The sequence below is a fragment of the Mariprofundus sp. EBB-1 genome, from assembly GCF_003665155.1.
Lineage (GTDB): Bacteria > Pseudomonadota > Zetaproteobacteria > Mariprofundales > Mariprofundaceae > Mariprofundus.
This window is the reverse complement of the sequence record NZ_RCFQ01000035.1, coordinates 13,088-29,348: the sequence shown is the minus strand read 5'-3', so window position 1 is coordinate 29,348 and position 16,261 is coordinate 13,088. Positions and strand designations below refer to the sequence as shown.

General features: G+C 46.8%; 18 protein-coding genes and 1 riboswitch. Of the genes, 15 read left to right on the top strand and 3 right to left on the bottom strand.

All coding sequences use genetic code 11. From position 1 onward, the window contains the following. Positions 1 to 281: HipA domain-containing protein (locus D8Y20_RS12010; RefSeq protein ID WP_147434082.1), on the top strand; the 281-nt coding region annotated here is incomplete at its 5' end. A 210-nt stretch (positions 282 to 491) separates the two neighbouring features. On the opposite strand, the gene D8Y20_RS12005 is transcribed toward D8Y20_RS12010, so the two are convergent. The 3 genes from D8Y20_RS12005 to D8Y20_RS11990 form a co-directional block, all read right to left on the bottom strand. Beyond that, positions 492 to 818, bottom strand: coding sequence for a hypothetical protein (locus tag D8Y20_RS12005; protein ID WP_121543953.1), 327 nt, complete (start codon positions 816 to 818; stop codon positions 492 to 494). Positions 819 to 1,921: 1,103 nt separating this feature from the next. Beyond that, the gene (locus tag D8Y20_RS11995) at positions 1,922 to 2,254 is read right to left on the bottom strand and encodes a type II toxin-antitoxin system HicB family antitoxin (RefSeq protein ID WP_121543951.1); all 333 of its coding nucleotides are present in this window, start codon (positions 2,252 to 2,254) and stop codon (positions 1,922 to 1,924) included. After that, positions 2,251 to 2,505, bottom strand: a complete 255-nt coding sequence (locus D8Y20_RS11990; protein WP_121543950.1) for a type II toxin-antitoxin system HicA family toxin — start codon at positions 2,503 to 2,505, stop codon at positions 2,251 to 2,253. The genes D8Y20_RS11995 and D8Y20_RS11990 overlap by 4 nt, the downstream gene beginning before the upstream one ends. A gap of 156 nt (positions 2,506 to 2,661) precedes the next feature. On the opposite strand from D8Y20_RS11990, the gene D8Y20_RS11985 reads away from it, so the two are divergent. The 14 genes from D8Y20_RS11985 (at position 2,662) to D8Y20_RS11920 (ending at position 16,055) form a co-directional block, all read left to right on the top strand. Beyond that, positions 2,662 to 2,871 carry a hypothetical protein gene (locus tag D8Y20_RS11985; RefSeq protein WP_121543949.1) on the top strand — a complete coding sequence of 70 codons (210 nt, stop codon included), beginning with the start codon at positions 2,662 to 2,664 and terminating at the stop codon, positions 2,869 to 2,871. Positions 2,872 to 2,965: 94 nt separating this feature from the next. Beyond that, on the top strand, positions 2,966 to 3,859 hold the full coding sequence (locus D8Y20_RS11980; protein ID WP_161957636.1) for a bile acid:sodium symporter family protein: 894 nt from the start codon (positions 2,966 to 2,968) through the stop codon (positions 3,857 to 3,859). Then, positions 3,858 to 4,196, top strand: a riboswitch (cobalamin riboswitch). It overlaps the preceding gene by 2 nt. 152 nt (positions 4,197 to 4,348) lie before the next feature. Further along, positions 4,349 to 6,292, top strand: a complete 1,944-nt coding sequence (locus D8Y20_RS11975; RefSeq protein ID WP_121543947.1) for a TonB-dependent receptor — start codon at positions 4,349 to 4,351, stop codon at positions 6,290 to 6,292. A gap of 361 nt (positions 6,293 to 6,653) precedes the next feature. Continuing rightward, positions 6,654 to 7,043, top strand: a complete 390-nt coding sequence (locus D8Y20_RS14060) for an energy transducer TonB (RefSeq protein ID WP_370050752.1) — start codon at positions 6,654 to 6,656, stop codon at positions 7,041 to 7,043. Further along, entirely contained in the window at positions 7,040 to 7,852 is an 813-nt protein-coding gene (locus D8Y20_RS11965) for a helical backbone metal receptor (RefSeq protein WP_121543945.1), read from the top strand. Before D8Y20_RS14060 ends, D8Y20_RS11965 begins: the two co-directional genes overlap by 4 nt. Further along, a complete protein-coding gene (locus D8Y20_RS11960; RefSeq protein ID WP_121543944.1) occupies positions 7,849 to 8,784 on the top strand; it encodes an iron ABC transporter permease in 936 nt (311 codons plus the stop codon). Before D8Y20_RS11965 ends, D8Y20_RS11960 begins: the two co-directional genes overlap by 4 nt. After that, positions 8,784 to 9,512, top strand: coding sequence for an ABC transporter ATP-binding protein (locus D8Y20_RS11955; protein WP_121543943.1), 729 nt, complete (start codon positions 8,784 to 8,786; stop codon positions 9,510 to 9,512). Before D8Y20_RS11960 ends, D8Y20_RS11955 begins: the two co-directional genes overlap by 1 nt. Before the next feature lie 4 nt (positions 9,513 to 9,516). After that, positions 9,517 to 10,053 (top strand): cob(I)yrinic acid a,c-diamide adenosyltransferase, encoded by a 537-nt coding sequence (cobO, locus tag D8Y20_RS11950; protein WP_121543942.1) that lies wholly within the window; start codon positions 9,517 to 9,519, stop codon positions 10,051 to 10,053. 51 nt (positions 10,054 to 10,104) lie between these two features. Continuing rightward, entirely contained in the window at positions 10,105 to 11,094 is a 990-nt protein-coding gene (gene rhuM, locus D8Y20_RS11945) for a virulence protein RhuM/Fic/DOC family protein (RefSeq protein WP_121543941.1), read from the top strand. Between the two features lie 94 nt (positions 11,095 to 11,188). Continuing rightward, entirely contained in the window at positions 11,189 to 11,833 is a 645-nt protein-coding gene (locus D8Y20_RS11940) for a sirohydrochlorin chelatase (protein ID WP_121543940.1), read from the top strand. Then, positions 11,830 to 12,576 carry a uroporphyrinogen-III C-methyltransferase gene (gene cobA, locus D8Y20_RS11935; RefSeq protein ID WP_121543939.1) on the top strand — a complete coding sequence of 249 codons (747 nt, stop codon included), beginning with the start codon at positions 11,830 to 11,832 and terminating at the stop codon, positions 12,574 to 12,576. Before D8Y20_RS11940 ends, cobA begins: the two co-directional genes overlap by 4 nt. A gap of 2 nt (positions 12,577 to 12,578) precedes the next feature. Then, positions 12,579 to 12,899, top strand: coding sequence for a ferredoxin (locus D8Y20_RS11930; RefSeq protein WP_121543938.1), 321 nt, complete (start codon positions 12,579 to 12,581; stop codon positions 12,897 to 12,899). 252 nt (positions 12,900 to 13,151) lie between these two features. Next, positions 13,152 to 15,158 carry a lytic transglycosylase domain-containing protein gene (locus D8Y20_RS11925; protein ID WP_121543937.1) on the top strand — a complete coding sequence of 669 codons (2,007 nt, stop codon included), beginning with the start codon at positions 13,152 to 13,154 and terminating at the stop codon, positions 15,156 to 15,158. Between the two features lie 147 nt (positions 15,159 to 15,305). Next, positions 15,306 to 16,055 (top strand): GGDEF domain-containing protein, encoded by a 750-nt coding sequence (locus D8Y20_RS11920; protein WP_121543936.1) that lies wholly within the window; start codon positions 15,306 to 15,308, stop codon positions 16,053 to 16,055. Positions 16,056 to 16,261: the final 206 nt, after the last annotated feature.

Genomic DNA, 16,261 nt, shown 5'->3' with positions numbered 1-16,261 from the left:
TGATGGTGTTTAATGTAGCGATTGAAAACCAAGATGATCATGTGAAGAATTTTTCTTTCCTCATGAATGATGCAGGTGAATGGCGACTTGCTCCTGCGTATGATCTTACTCAATCCATTCTTGCCTCGAATGAGCATTCAACCTCAGTAGGTGGCAAAGGTAATAACATTTCACGTCAGGACATGCTTAAAGTTGCAAAAGGTGCAGGCATTACTGCTTCCGAGGCCAATGAGATTATTGATAGAGTGTATGATGTCGTTGCAAATGCGGAGACTGTTTAATCATGTCGTAGATATTGGGTGGCTCAATCTGTTTTATCGGCTGGAGTTACCTGAGTAAATGATCCACGGAAGCTGACTTTATCTCAAATTAATCTGCTTTTACCAAGATTGAATGGAGGCTCTCGGCCAACTCCGGTCATTCAAATATCAGAATTAAGTATTATGTTCTCGGAACTCGTAAATAATGAATGTCCGTTTTCGGCGGCGGTCTCAACTCATTAGTTTATCTTTTTCTTTCTTGTGTACTCTTATATCTACTGCTCGCAGAGTTGCCTTTCCACTGTCATCTGTAATAGGTAGAGAGTGTAGTTTAGCATATTTAAAATCTGATTTAGCCTTGCGAAAGATAGCTCCAGGATCAGAAATATCATTTTTTATTTTAGATAAATCATTCCAACGTTGATATGAACCATATCTTTTTTCCACTTCAGCCTGATAGCTGCGTTCAACAAAGAGTAAGTCATAATTGATGAAAAGCTGAATGATTTTTGTATATGTCTTTTTTTCACCATTAATCATGTCAATTATCGATATCATCTCATTCTCCTAGTTGGACTTTGTTGTGTTCGTTTAGTATAGATTATTATCTGGGGTGAGTAACTATCAATTTTAGAACAAGTCACTATGTGTATGGTCATGCTATATCTTAGATAGGGATTACAACATGATATTCTGGACTATCCCTGATTCAGTAGGCAGCTCCTATCTTCCTAAATACCCTGTAAAATTAACTTTGAATGTCCGGAATTGGCCTCACCTTGCAGGCCGGCACAGGCAAGCTCTGGCTTTTCCTGATAATAGATGGTTCCAGCCAATTGCCTACATTGATTAAAATCAATCCAACAGCAATCTTTCCATTAAGAAATAGAGCCTTCGACTTGTGCTTCCGTTCATGTCTGCCGCAAACCCTTCGGGTCGATCATAAATACTATTAGGCTTTAAATGGGATGGTGCCTGAGCCTTCACCCATTCAATTGCTTTATAAGACCCCGCTTTAGAGGCGATTAGGTACGCCCTAACAATACTCTGGTATGTAGTGTTTTGTTTGTGTTGGAGTGCGCGTGCTTTTCTGTAGAGTTGTTCATGAACACATTCCATATCTCTCTCCTATTCCATTGATTCATTATGTAACGCAACTTCTTTTTATCCTCTAATAACATAAAAGAATAAAACAAGTTGGTTCATCACTTTATTTAAAACAATTAGGTAATCATAAGAACGGTGGCGTCACATTTAGACTTGTCTTCTAATTATCTATAAATTAAGACACCATAGGATCGTTATTTAGATGACTCCTTACTGTTATAGGGATTAAAACAATCCGCAACCGCAACTGAAGGCATGATGAGGTGCTTCGACAAGCAGATTCGATTAACTCAAAAATACTGGAACTCAATGGGGTCAAGCTCACTGCTGCTTGGAATGTCTGTTTCTGGTCGGTCTACGACGATCGGTAAACGGCAACTCTTGGTTATTCGTTCTAGTTCCGTCTGGCTCCCCAATCCGTGAGCTTCAGGGTCAGCTCTTGCAATGAGAAGGTGTCTGGCTTGACAGTTTGGTGGTCGTGGTAAGAAAACGCTCTCAACTCTGAATAATAGAATTCCAAGGGCGCACCTCGTCTGAAGTTCATTTAACTCGGATTAAGCGTGTACCGCCTGTTCTAATGTTTCGACTACAAACTGGTTCAGGCTTTCACCTTTGCTTTTGGCTGCGGCCACAACATCAGCATGTAGGTCAGGTGCAATGCGGACATTAAATTTGCCTGAAAAGACTTTGTATGGTTCAACATCATCCTCTTTGCACATATCAAGAAATACTTTTAAAGATGTTGCGCCCTCATCATGTAAGCCTTGAATATCTTTTGCATAAAAGTCTGCACCACCATTGAGTCCAACAAACTCACCGCGAAACATATCAACATCTTCATCGTAGCAAATTGTCGCTTTTTGACCATTTATAATCATCATATTCATGGTTTTACTCCATTGTTTTTAAACCATCCACGAATGGATGCAACAGCGCCTTTGTCTGTCTTTGGTGAAGGGTGTGGGCGATGAAATACGCGACGATCACCAAACAAACGCACACCAATACGAGAACCTTCACGCTCACTTATCTCTGCTCCCAACACTACAAGCAGAGCTTCAATATCTTTCCAGTTTATATTTGCACTGGTCGGCTGCTTAAATATTAAAGCCAGAGTCTTTTGGTGCTTTTTCTGCATTTCAAAATGGTACTGAAATGTGGTATCGCGTCAAGTGGCTCTATTGGCGTTCTTACGACATCATGAAAGCGCCGTGCAAAATATGCAGGAGTAAGGGGGGAGGTGGATTCTGATGATTATGATGGAATTCACAGAGGCATAGTTTAAGGTGCTGATATGAGTAAAGACCTTTGGATGATATTTTATGTGACTTATGGTGTGGCGGGGCTATTGATGTTGGCCATGCTGATTCAGGGGGTGGTGAAAAAACACCCGATGAAAAAAATAGTTGGAGATCTCGGTAGGCCGTTGGTGATGATTATGCTCTCGTTAGCTCTCTGGTATGGCACGGTCTATATCTCCGGGGATTTTTTCGGCAGATTTTAAAATGATGAAATGTGTGACAAGTAACTCTTCTTATGAATGCTCTTCTGATCCTGTGGCCGTATAAATCCAAATGAATCGGGACAGGTTGTTCAGCATGCTGCAAGGTGGTTTCATCCTATGGGTGATTCTTGGCAGTTTGTGGGGTTGGTTCTTTGCTGATGCCGCTGTAACGGGCAAGGGCATGATTGGCCCCGCGTTAATGTTGATCATGTTGTTGATGGGATTGACCTTGCGGCTGGAAGATATTCGCAAACTACGCCATGCCGGACGACCATTGTTGATTGGGGTGGGTTTACAATTTCTTGTGATGCCACTCTCAGCCTGGGCTATTGCGTATCTGTTTTCACTGCCGCCCATGCTGGCATTGGGGTTGATTCTGGTTGGTTGTGCGCCGGGAGGTACGGCCTCTAATGTTGTTGCCTGGCTGGCGCGTGGCGATGTCGCTCTGTCAGTAGCAATGACCAGTGCCTCTACGCTCTTGGCACCGTTGTTTATGCCACTATGGATATGGCTGCTCGCTTCAACATGGTTGGCGATTGATCCGGTCTCGATGTTTCTCAGTGTAATTCAGATCGTGTTGCTGCCGGTGATCGCCGGCATTCTTATTCGGCGCTATTGGCAGCCGCCAGTGATGCTGTTGGATGGGGTGTTTCCGCTTATTGCGATGCTCACCATCGCCTGGATAGTGGGTGTTGTGGTTGGACTCAATGTTGCGAATTTGCATTCGGTGGCGCTGAGCGTGATTGCTGCTGTGATCTTACTCAATGTCATCGGGCTGCTGCTCGGTGGTGGTTTGATGTCTCGCCTTGGTTATTCATCGACGCAGAGCCGCACTGTTGCAATTGAAGTGGGTATGCAGAATTCCGGTCTTGCAGTTGCGCTGGCGATTGTCCACTTTTCTCCTGAAGCTGCCCTTGCCGGAGCGATGTTCAGTTTGTGGCATAATCTTTCCGGATCCATTCTGGCAATGTACTGGCGGAGACGTTAACGTTCGCGACGTTTTAGGTGCCCGAAGGTTTTTTTAACCAAGGGTGAAACGGGAAGTCCGGTAAGGATTTGATAACAACGCAAATAAAACCATCCAAGGTTTTATTTGCTTAACGGAAAGCCAAAAGTGTCATTTTGACTTTCCTTACAAATCAATGATGAATATTGATTTGCACACTCATCCTTGAGTGTGTGTTATCTGCCAAGTCCGGCGCAGCCCCCGCTACTGTAGGCCTGACAACGCTGTTCAACACCACTGGAGTTTTATTGCTCCGGGAAGGAAAGACAGCCGAGAATGAAGGCAAGCCAGGAGACCGGCCTGAAGCACGATATGCTATTCTAAAAGATAGCTGTCATCGGTTTTAAACCTCGGAGGGAGGTGTTGCCGGTATTGATGGCTGCGTCTTTATTTTCACTGCCGATTAATCCGCAATCCCCGCTCTTGTTTGAACCACAAATAATGCAATAGCGCGGCGGGCGCGGAGAAAACATGAAACAAAAACATATCATTTGGTTAGCTGCCTTGATGGCAGTTACGCCGATCACTGCATCGGCAGAAACACAGGACTTGGGCCAGCTCAATGTCACATCAAGCCGGGTTGAAACACCTTCGGCAACATCATCCAAACCGGTTACGATTATCAACAGAAAGACGATCGAAGATTCCCATGCCGGGAGTATTGTTGATCTGCTCAAAGGGCAGGCCAATATCGTGGTGCGCGATACCTCTGGCGTCGGTGCAAAATCGCAAATTGATCTGGGCGGTTTTGGTGAATCGTCGGCAGCCAATAATGTGGTGCTGATTGATGGTCGCAGGGTCAACAACCCGGATTTATCCGGTACGGACTGGACTCAGATTCCACTTGATCAGATAGAGCGTATTGAAATCGTGCATGGTGCAAGTTCTGTATTATATGGCGGCGGCGCGGTAGGCGGCGTGATTAATTTGATTACCAAAATACCATCTTCCGGCGGTAATATCAGTCTGGCCGGTGGCAGTTTCGGCGAATTCACCGGGTCCGGGCGCATCGGTGCCGATGCCGGTAAAACACGTCTGGAAGCGAATTTTTCCGGTCTGACTACCAATGGCTATCGCGATAATAATGTCTTCGACCGCTTTGATGGAGGCGCACGCGCAGAAGCGGATCTCACCAATAATATGAGCCTGCATATTTCCGGTAATCATCACCGTGATCGCGTTGGTCTGCCCGGCGCATTGAGCCCGGCGCAAGTGAACGCAAACCGCAAACAGGCAAAAACCCCACGGGATTTCAGTCGTACCAATGACAGCTTTATTGACGGCGGCTTCAACTGGCTGTCCGATTTCGGGCTTGAAGCAGATCTGGACGGTGGTTTCCGTAGCCGTGATCTGCATTCTGAATTTATCAGTTTTGCATCTGTCAGTGATTTTGTGCAGCGCAACGCTTCGCTGCGTCCGAAATTTACTTTCACAACAGGCGATTCGATTGTTACACAAATCGTCACCGGGGCGGATATTGATCGGGGTAATGGATCGTTTAATTTTGGAGGCGCTGTTGGTAATACCGAGTTTGATCATAAACGTGATGGCTATTACGGACAACTGACTGTCGGTTCAGCGGACAATAGTTGGAGTATCAACGGCGGTGCGCGCACGGAACGAACGCGGGATGCGTTCACCAAAGGTACGCTCAGTACCATTTCCAACCGGGCTACGGCCTGGGATGTGGGTGCATCGGTCGCCCTGATTGAACAGCTGCGTTTGAGGCTGAACACTTCCCGCTCCATTCGTTTTCCATTGCTGGACGAACGTTTCGATTTCTTTTCGGGCGCGGTGGACACGACCCTGCAATCCCAGACCGGACGCCATTATAGCCTCAGCCTGCGTTATGATTTGGCAGCAGCCTGGCTTGAATTCAGTGCCAGCCGCGCCAACTTGAATAATGAAATCTATTATAATCCGGTCGGCGGCACCTTCGGCTTTGGCGCCAATGAAAACTATACCGACAAGACCCGCCATGATGTAATCATGATCAGCGGCCACTGGAAGGCGCATGATCTGGTTCAGTTGTCCGGCAATTACACCTACAGCAAGGCGGCATTCCGTGGCGGCTTGTCCAGCGGGAAATCCATTCCAGCTGTGGCGCGCAATCGGGTTGGCGGTGACTGGAAAGCCGACTGGATGCACGGCCTTTCTTCCAACATTCATCTAACCTATGTCGGTTCTTCGTTTCTGATCAGCGATCAGGCCAATGTGCGGGGACGCTTACCCTCCTATTTGACGGCGGATGCAGTGATCAATTATCGCTGGCAGGGTATCGAAATGTTTGCGCGCGTAGATAATCTGACTGGTAAGAAATACAGTACTTACGGTGTATTCTCTTCCTTCAGCGGTGATGCCTTTTATCCAGCACCTGTTGCTACATTCCGTGCCGGTGCGAGTTATTCCTTCTAGGCTTATCAGGTTCTGGCCGTGGCTGGTGGCATCTGCTGCCATCCACGGCCTGTTGCTGACATACTGGTTGCAAGCCAGTGTGGCTGTACCAACATCAATGCAAGCAACTGATGTAACGATTGAGTTTATTGGTCAAAATAATATTCAGATTACAGAGCCATTGCTTGAGCCAATGACGAGAAAAGCAGAGCCCGTACATGAGAGCAAACTGCGCACGGTTATAGCTCAACAAGCGCCTGCGGAAACACATCAGACCATTGAAAAACGAACGATCATGATTGCAAAAAAGGTGCCCGATAAAATACAGAAACAGTTAGCGGTAATGTCTTCAGCACGTGCTTCTACTCCAATTGCAAAAGCGATGAGCTTGCAACGTGATTCGCTGGCAAGTTTAAAAACAGCACCGATCAAGTCCAGTCAAGCCGTTACGTCTGATACGCTTCCATCTCAACCATCTCACCTTTCACTTCAAAGCGTGCAACTTGATCAGGATAGAATGCGTTTGCAGGTGCGTACACATTTGGAGAAATTCAAATATTATCCATCCAGCGCCCGGCGCAGGGGTATTGAAGGACAAGTTGAAGTGGCGTTCACTTTATCGAATAAAGGAGCTGCTAATAAGGTCAGTATCTTGCACGGATCTGGCTATGCCTTGCTGGATCATGCCGCTCTGGAAACGGTAAACAGGGCGCAACCCTTTCCGGTTGAAGATGGACAATACCGTTTTCGTTTGCAGTTTCAGCGTTTATGAGGTTTGTATTGAAAGCCTTGTTTGCGCTGCTGTTGATAGGATCAGCATCATTGGCGTTGGCTCAAGAACGTATTTTAGCCTTGTCGCCGCACGCTTGTGAAATGCTCTCTGCCATTGGCGCTGGCGATGAAGTGGTTGGGGTCTCACAATATTGTAATTATCCGGCCAGCTTGAAAGAAAAACCGGTGATTGCCAATTATTCGCGTCTGTTCAGCGAAGCCGCGATACGTCTCAAGCCGAGTATGATCATCACATCGAATGCAGGCTTGAATGGATTACAGGATTTCAATCAAGCGGGTGTGCGCATTGTACTTACGCATCCTCAATCATTGGATGATATTTTTTCAGATTTGTTGCGCTTGGGGGCATTAACCGGCCATGCGCAGCAGGCAGATCTGCTTGTTGAACACATGCGTACCTCTTTGCAGTACACACGCAGCCGGATTCGCAAACGCCAGCGTGTGTTTTTTGAAGTTTGGAGTGATCCTTTGATGACCGAGGCGGGGCGCAGCTTTATCACCCAGGTATTGGCCGCAGCCGGTGGTGATAATGTATTTGCTGATCAGGATGTTGAAAGTATGCGTGTAAATGTTGAGTCTGTTGTGCGTGCAGACCCTGAAATTATTATCATTCCATCGCAAAGCGGTAATATCGAAGACCGTCGTCTATTTTGGCAGAAATGGTTACCGGATGTTCGCGTGATCGTTGTAAATCCCGATTTGATCAGCCGTCCCAGCCCGCGCGTTGTGGCTGGTATTACAAGCTTGCAGAAACAATTGGATGCGATGATTTCAAAGGCAGCACAATGAATGACCGGATAAAATGGTGTTGTATCCTGTTAGCACTGCTATTGGTGTTTTTTTTAAGTCTGGGTGCAGGCCAGCAATGGATTAACCCCTTTCATGCTAGTGGACAGGATGGCTTTATTTTATGGCAATTGAGATTGCCGCGCCTGTTGATCGCCTTTGCCGTGGGGGGCATGCTGGCTTTGGCAGGGGCATGGTTTCAGGTCTTATTGGGCAATCCGTTAGCCGAGCCTTATGTGTTGGGTGTGGCTGGGTCTGCCTCTGTCGGGGCGGTGGCCGGTTTGATCATTATGCCGGAATCGGCCTGGATGATGTCGGCTGGTGCATTTGTCGGAGCATGGATTGGCATCAGTATTGTAATGGCTTTTTCACATCTGGGGGCAGGTCGCATGCTGCTGGCAGGCGTGGTATTGGCGGCATTTTGGTCGGCGCTGCTGGCATTGTTACTCGCACTTTTACCAAAAAACAGTCTTGGACTCGCATTTGCATGGATGATGGGCGATTTATCACATTCCGATATTCCGATTGCCTTGCTTAGCTTGGCTTGGATCGTGGCTTTAGGCTGTGGCTTAGTGCTGTCCCGATCGCTTGATGCATTACTGCTGGGGGAGCGCCATGCCGAGGCATTAGGCGTGGATGTGAAACCTTTGCGTCAGAGGTTGTTATTACTGGCTTCTGCCGTGACGGCGATTGCCGTCACAGCAGCGGGCACCATCGGATTTGTCGGTTTAGTGATTCCACATTTGATGCGTATGTTGTTTGGTTCACTGCATCGTGCTGTTTTACCTGCATCAGCCATTGGTGGTGGTCTGTTGTTGATGTTGGCTGATACGGCGGCGCGAACGGTGCTTGCGCCATCTGAGCTGCCGGTCGGTGTGCTGACCGCCATGATCGGAGTGCCGGTGTTCCTATTTCTATTGTTGAGGCGTAGCTGATGGAAGGTTTACTCTCACTTTCCAATCTGGGGGTAGAGCGTGCCAGTCGTTGCCTGCTATCTGGGCTTAGCTGTGCATTTCATGCGGGTGAAGTGGTGGTGATTCTTGGCCCAAATGGGGCTGGAAAATCGAGCCTCTTATTGGCGTTGGCCGGGCTGATTCCATCCAGTGGTGAGACAAGCGTGTTAGGCAAAAATCTGCACCATTATAGTCGCTATGAACTTTCAAAACAGGTGGCTTGGCAGGGTGAATTGCCCCCAACCGAATTCGGTCTGACGGTGCAGCAGCGTTTGAATCTTGCGCTGAGCGATGGATGCGGGGCAATGGAAAGCGTGGTTCAATCCATGGATATTCAAACGTTGTTGCAGCGCCCCTTGGGTGAGCTCTCCAGTGGTGAACGCCAGCGCACTGAACTTGCAGCACTGATGTTGCGTGATGCTCCGATCTGGTTGCTGGATGAACCGACAGCGCATCTCGATCTCAAGCATCAGATCCAGTGCATTAATATGATGAAAACAGAGCGTGCTCAAGGGCGTGCCATTATTACTGTTCTGCACGATATTCAACAAGCAATGGCCGTTGCGGATCATCTGATTCTTATCGATGGTAAAGGTGGCGCTGAATATGGTGAAGCGAGCCTGTTATTTAACAATGTGCGCTTATCTCAGCTCTTTGATGTGCCAGTGATAAAACAGGGGAATCTGCTGGTTCCCGATTATGGAGAGTGATGTTATGAAAGCACGCGATAAACGACGAGGTATAGTGCTTGTGCATACCGGCGAAGGCAAAGGTAAATCATCATCTGCTTTTGGTGTGGCTTTCAGGGCTGCTGGTTGGGGCATGAAGGTGTGTGTGATCCAGTTTATCAAAGGTAAATGGAAAACGGGCGAAGAACGGGCAGCTAAACAGTTTGATAATATCGAATGGCACGCGCTCGGAGATGGATTTACATGGGATACCAAAAATCCGGAGCAGGATATCAAAACCAGTCGCGAGATTTGGGATCTCTGTAAGGAAAAAGTACGTTCGCATGAATTTGATATGGTGGTCTTTGATGAGATCAACTATTGCACCGGTTACGGTTGGATATCGGGTGAAGAGATTGCCGCATTCATCCGGGATGAGAAACCTGACTGGATGCATATGATCTTAACAGGGCGCAATGCAGCACCCGAAGTGGTTGAGATTGCAGATACGGTAACCGAAATGACTATGGTCAAACACGCCTTTCAGAACGATATTCTAGCTACGCAGGGTATTGAGTTTTGATCTGATTTTACAAGCTGCTAGGTTGGCAATGGTATCGGAGAAAACACACGTATGAATGGTAATAACGAAGGCGAAATCCTTATTTATCAGACTGAAGATGGTTCAGCTGTAACCGAGGTACGGCTGGTGGCTGATAACTTGTGGCTCAGTCAGGCACAAATTGCTGAACTGTTTAGTACCAAGCGACCTGCGATCACCAAACATCTGTCGAACATTTTCAAATCGGACGAGTTGGACAGACAATCAGTATGTTCCATTTTGGAACGTACTGCCGCCGATGGGAAAACGTACAAGACACAATTTTATAACCTTGATGCAGTAATATCGGTGGGATATCGCGTTAATTCGGTGAATGCCACCCGTTTTCGCCAGTGGGCAAGCCGGGTACTAAAAGAATACCTTGCCCGCGGTTACGCGCTGAACGAAAAGAAGTTGCAAGAGCAGAATCAGAAGCTGAGTGACCTGCGGAATACGGTGTCATTGTTGGAGCAGACACTGTCGCATCAGGCAGTTGGTGAGGATGAAGCAAAGGGACTCCTTAAGGTCATCGCCGATTATGCCTATGCGTTGACCACTCTGGATCGCTTTGATCATGAATCCCTGGAGATTGAAAGCACTTCTGGAACAAACACTGACTTTTTACTCGATTATGATCAGGCCATTCAGATTGTAAGTTCCATGAAGGGGGAATTTGATGGCCTGTTTGGACTGGAAAAGGATCAAGGCTTTAAAAGCGCATTAGGTTCAATTTACCAGACCTTCGATGGCAAGGAAGTTTATCCAAGCGTCGAGGAAAAAGCCGCCCACCTGCTTTATTTTGTTGTTAAGAATCACGCATTCAGCGATGGAAATAAACGCATCGCGGCAGCCATATTCCTTTGCTTTATGGCTGGTCATGGCGCTCTTTACCGCCAAGATGGAGGTAAACGTATTGCCGACAATGCACTGGTGGCACTTACTCTGCTGATTGCAGAGAGCAGACCTGCTGAAAAAGAGACCATCGTCAAAGTGATCATCAACTTGATTAATCTCAATAATTAAGGATAAATCGACGCCATTATTGTTTTGAGACTATCTGCAGTAATAGTTGCGATCTAACAAACGAAATAAGAAAGTTTTATGGAGCAAAGTTAATATGAAGAAAGTGCTACTGGCACATGGATCATCAAATGCGAGTCATACTGAGCAGGTGGAGGCATTAGCGGCAGAAGTATCTGAGCTACTGGGTGAAGAAGTAGGGGTCGCCTATCTGAATGATCAACTGTTGCCGGAAGGAGCGCGTGTGTTGCCGCTGTTTCTGGGTGAGGGGAAGCATGTGCGCGAAGATATTCCGTCTTTGATTGCAGCTTCGGTGGATTGCGAGTTGTTGCCTGCACTGACTGAACAGAGCGATGTGATTGCACAAATGGCGATAGATCTGATTACCCGCGATACACGCCGCATCAATGCACTGTTTGTATTGTATCGGTTTGGTGGTTTTGAAAAGCTGGCTACGGCGCTGTATGAAAAAATGAAAGTCTGCTCCAAACATGCGCTGGCCTCACTGCATTCTGAGCCATCTGTCCCGTCTCTGTTACAACATTGGCAGGCCGAAGCGTTGAAACAGATATCCGTACAACCGCTACTGCTGTTTAAAGGTTCCAGCCTTGTCAGACTTCAGAGCATGATGAATGATGTCGATATTGAGATCAGTCAGGGGGCTGTATTGAGTGAACATGAAGCATTTTCCCAGCTGATCGCAGACTGTTTTAAAGCAAAGGCTGTTGAGGATAAATCATGAAACTGGATGACCCTTTATTGGTGGCCGAAGTGGCTCTGGTTGGTGCTGGCCCGGGTGATGCATCGTTATTGACGCTGGCGGCAGCGAAGCTGATCGGTGATTGCGATGCCATTGTCTATGATGCACTGGTTTCCGATGATGTGCTGAATATGGCTGCTGTTGGCACTGAATTAATGCTTGCGGGTAAACGCGGTGGCAGGCCTTCTGCCAGTCAGCATGATATTTGCGAACGGTTGATTGAGCTGGCGTCTGAGGGTAAGCGGGTAGTGCGTTTGAAAGGTGGAGATCCCTTTGTGTTCGGGCGTGGTGGTGAAGAGATACATGCCCTTGCTGCTGCAGGCATTCGATTCAGAATCATTCCGGGTATTACATCAGGCGTAGCCGCTCCGGCGATGGCGGGTATTCCGGTTACGGATCGTTCTGTCAATGCCACGTTGGCTTTCTTGACTGGTCATGAGGCCAGTGAAAAGAGCCGGATGGATTGGCAGGCTCTGGTTGAAGCGTTTCCTGTACTGGTTTTTTATATGGGGGCGAGAAATTTAACGAACATCGCTCGCTGCTTGCTTGAAACGGGTCTTGCAGATCAGACGCCACTGGCCATTATTCACGCAGCTACAACAGTTGATGAAAATACCATCATAGCCACCTTATCGGAGGCGGCCAGCGGACAGGTGAGCGCACAATCGCCATCCATTGTAGTGATTGGCGATGTAGTAAATAGACGAATTAGTTGGAGAGATTAGTGATGCCTAAACCAATAATGATGCCTTATAAGACGCATGCCATTATGTGTTGTGGAAAAAGCTGTGGTGAAAATTTACCACTGCTCAATTATTTGAAAAAGAAAGTCGTTGAAGAGGGGCTGATTGTCGGTGATCCCAATGCTGTGCGTGTGAATCGTGCCGGTTGTCTGGGGGTTTGTACTGAAGGCCCTATCATGGTTGTGTATCCTGAGGGCGTTTGGTACTGCCATCTTGATCAAGCAGCTATTGACCGGATTGTTGAAGAGCACTTTAAAGGCGGCAAGGTGGTTGACGAATTCTGTTTTCATGGGCCAATCGGTTAAAGCTACGCTTACTTGTAAGCAAGGTAAGAATCACGCTTTTATATTGATATCCTGATCATTTCACAGGAGTGATTGGCATGACTGAAAGAAATCGAAGGTGAGTCAGATGGATGTGGTGAGTGTTTTTGACTGGCGCAGGAAGTCACGTTTCCTTAATTCAATGCTGTAATCCCGGTCATATGAACAGTGGTAAAGGGTAAACTTCCAGCTACACTTGATGCAGAGACATCAGATTCTCAATTGGGGTCGTTCATGCGAGTTTTATTCATCACTATTGCCTTGTTATTGCTTTGGGTTCCTGCACTACAGGCAGCAAGCATTGAACAACAGCGTGATTGGTTTAAACAGGCGCGCAGTGCTCTGAACAGTGATCAAATCAAACATTTTCATGTATTGAAAGATAAGCTGGGTGATTATGCACTTACGCCATATCTGGATATTTGGTATGCCGGAAAGTTGTTGAGAAAAGGTGATGAGCATCTGGTTGCAGATACGCTTATTGCGTATGCAGCTGTGCCTGAAAGCATCGACTTGCGTAATGATTGGCTTAAATATATGGCAAAAAAAGGCAATTGGGCGGGTGCGCATCGCCTTATTGAAGCATCACCTGCATTGGCCTCTAAGTTTCCGGAAATTGCCATGATGGCGCTGTGGCGCGCATCGCAATATGCCGACATCTCATCCCAACAAAAAGTGATTTTCGCCCAGACTGTGATGGAAAAGTTTTCAAGTCGCTGGCAACAGGGGAAGCCGATCACGGCGCTTATCAATCCGATTTACACAGCATGGGTGAAACAAGGCCATCCCAATGATATGGAACGATGGTCCCGTATTATAAGCTTTGCCAGCAAGGGGCACTGGCAGAAGACGGCGGCACTGAGCCAGTCGCTTTCTAAACAACAGAGACAATGGTTGAAATATTGGCGATCCATACAGAAAAACCCTGAAAAAGCATTGCAAGCATGGCCTGAGTCGCTTTCCTCTGTGGAGTCTGTCAGACCTGCTTCCGCTATCATCAGTGATGGTATCAAACGTTTATCCAGACAAGACCCGGCCAAAGCATGGTCTGAATTACAAGGGTTGAAATCTTCTCAAAAGCAGATTGCACCTGACTTTTTCTCAACGCTTGAACGCTCCGTGGCATTAAGGGCCGCTCGGCGGCATCAACAGATAGCTTCTAAATGGTTGGCAGCGTTACCATCATCATTCCATAATGAGGATACACGTGGTTGGCAGGTAAGACTGGCCATTATCGTTCAGGATTGGCCGCAAACCCTCGCTGTGATTGGGGATATGCCCATTGAACAGCGGCAGCAGGATCGTTGGATGTATTGGAAGGCACAGGCGATGGCTGCCAGTGGAAATCTTAAAGATGCAGATCAGCAGTTCCGAACATTGGCAGAAGGGCGTGGATATTATAACTTTTTGAGTGCAGAGAAACTTGCACTGCCGTTTAAGCTTGCGTCACCTGAAATTGTAGTTGCCGATACGCTGGTTGCGGAAATCGACCAAATACCGGGCATTCAAAGAGCGTCGGAATGGTTAGCGTTGAATAGTCAGAATAAAGCGATTCGTGAGTGGCATTTTGCATTGCGTGGTTTTGATACCATCCATTGGAAGGCCGCTACGGTACTTGCTTCGCGTTGGGGCTGGCAAGATCAGGTGATCAGGGCGGCATTTAAGGCGAAAGAAATGGATGCTTTAACTGAGCGTTTTCCAATGACGTATGCCAAGCAGGTGAAACAGGCTGCTCATGCAACAGGCCTGAGTGAAGCTGCTATCTGGAGTATTATTCGTCAGGAATCAGCCTTTAATGCATATGCACGATCCTATGTAGGAGCCAAAGGTCTGATGCAGTTAATGCCAGCAACGGCGCGTCAGGTAGCGCGTAAACTCAAGATGGGAAAAGGCGCGCTGAAGTTATTCTCTCCTGCCACCAATATTCGTCTGGGTTCAAGCTATCTGGCCGGTATCAAGGAACGGTTTGGTAATTTGGCATTGGCTGCGGCTGGTTATAATGCCGGGCCTTATCGTGTTTCAACATGGCTTGAACGTGTTCCCTTTGATGCTCCTGAAGCGTGGGTGGAAGCCATTCCATTCAATGAAACCCGTCGTTATGTGCAACAGGTGATGGCGTTTATGACGGTCTATGAATGGCGGCAGCAAAAAGAACCGTCCAGCTTGGTCGCACGTTTGCATGCCAAGGTGGAAGAGGTGAGTTTGAATGGTATTCAGGTTCACGATGTCGAGTTAAGATAATGTATCGAATGAAGGCAATGATGAGCCAGTTATCAGAATGATGGTTTTTTTGATCTGATATGTTCAAAATTATATGCTATAATGGTATTGTTTTCTTTAGTAAAATAATCAATGTTTTCCAATTATGTTTCATAAGGTGCAAACAACATGAATGAATTTCTGACCAGTAGACAGGTGATTCTGCGTATTGTTACAATTATTTCAGTGGTGGAGTTCTCCATCATGGATGGGTTTATCTATCTTAGTGCTGATCTCAGTCCATATGTGGAAGCTGTTCTTGATATTGTATTGTTGGCCATTATCACCACGCCGCTTATCTATCTCTGGGTGATTGAACCGTATGTCAGGGCCCGGGATAATACCGTTGAAGCAATGGAAAATTTGATTTTAAAAGATGTTTTAACTGATTTGTCCAATAGACATGTTGTTTATGCGAACATTGATAAGAGTATCGCCGCATCGGCTAAAGGTGATGTGAATGGTGCACTCATATTATTCGACCTGCACGGGCTTAAATCGGTGAATGAACGGTTCGGTCATGATGCTGGCGATGCAGTCTTGGTAGAAACAGCCAGCCGACTACGCTCCCATCTAACATCAGAAGATATTGCAGGTCGCCTGAATGGAGATGAGTTTGTAATAATTGTTAACCGTGTAAGTAGCGTGGGCCAGCAAGTTCAAAATGATGTGATGGCCCTGGCAGAGCAGCTTATCAAGAGCGTATATGAGCCTATTGATATTAATGGGAAACAGTTGAATGTTAGTGGGAGTATCGGGGTGAAGCTGCTTGGCGAAGGGGATAGTGATTCGGACAAGGTAATGCGTGAAGCCGATGTTGCGTTAACGCAGGCCAAGAACCAGGCCGGAGATGGCAATATTGTAATCTTTAATGCCTAGGGAATTTGTTCAATCATAACTGAGCGCTTTATAAAATTTCATGCATATATTGTGTGTTTGCGCTTCAGGTGAGCGGTCAGTTTCTTTAATGGCGTAATGACGCATTTGTATGTGATAATATAAATGCTCGAAATAGTATGAGAAATGACAGAAATAGCTGAATTGATGGCTTCAGTTTTTGCATGAATTGACCTTGTTAAAAAAAC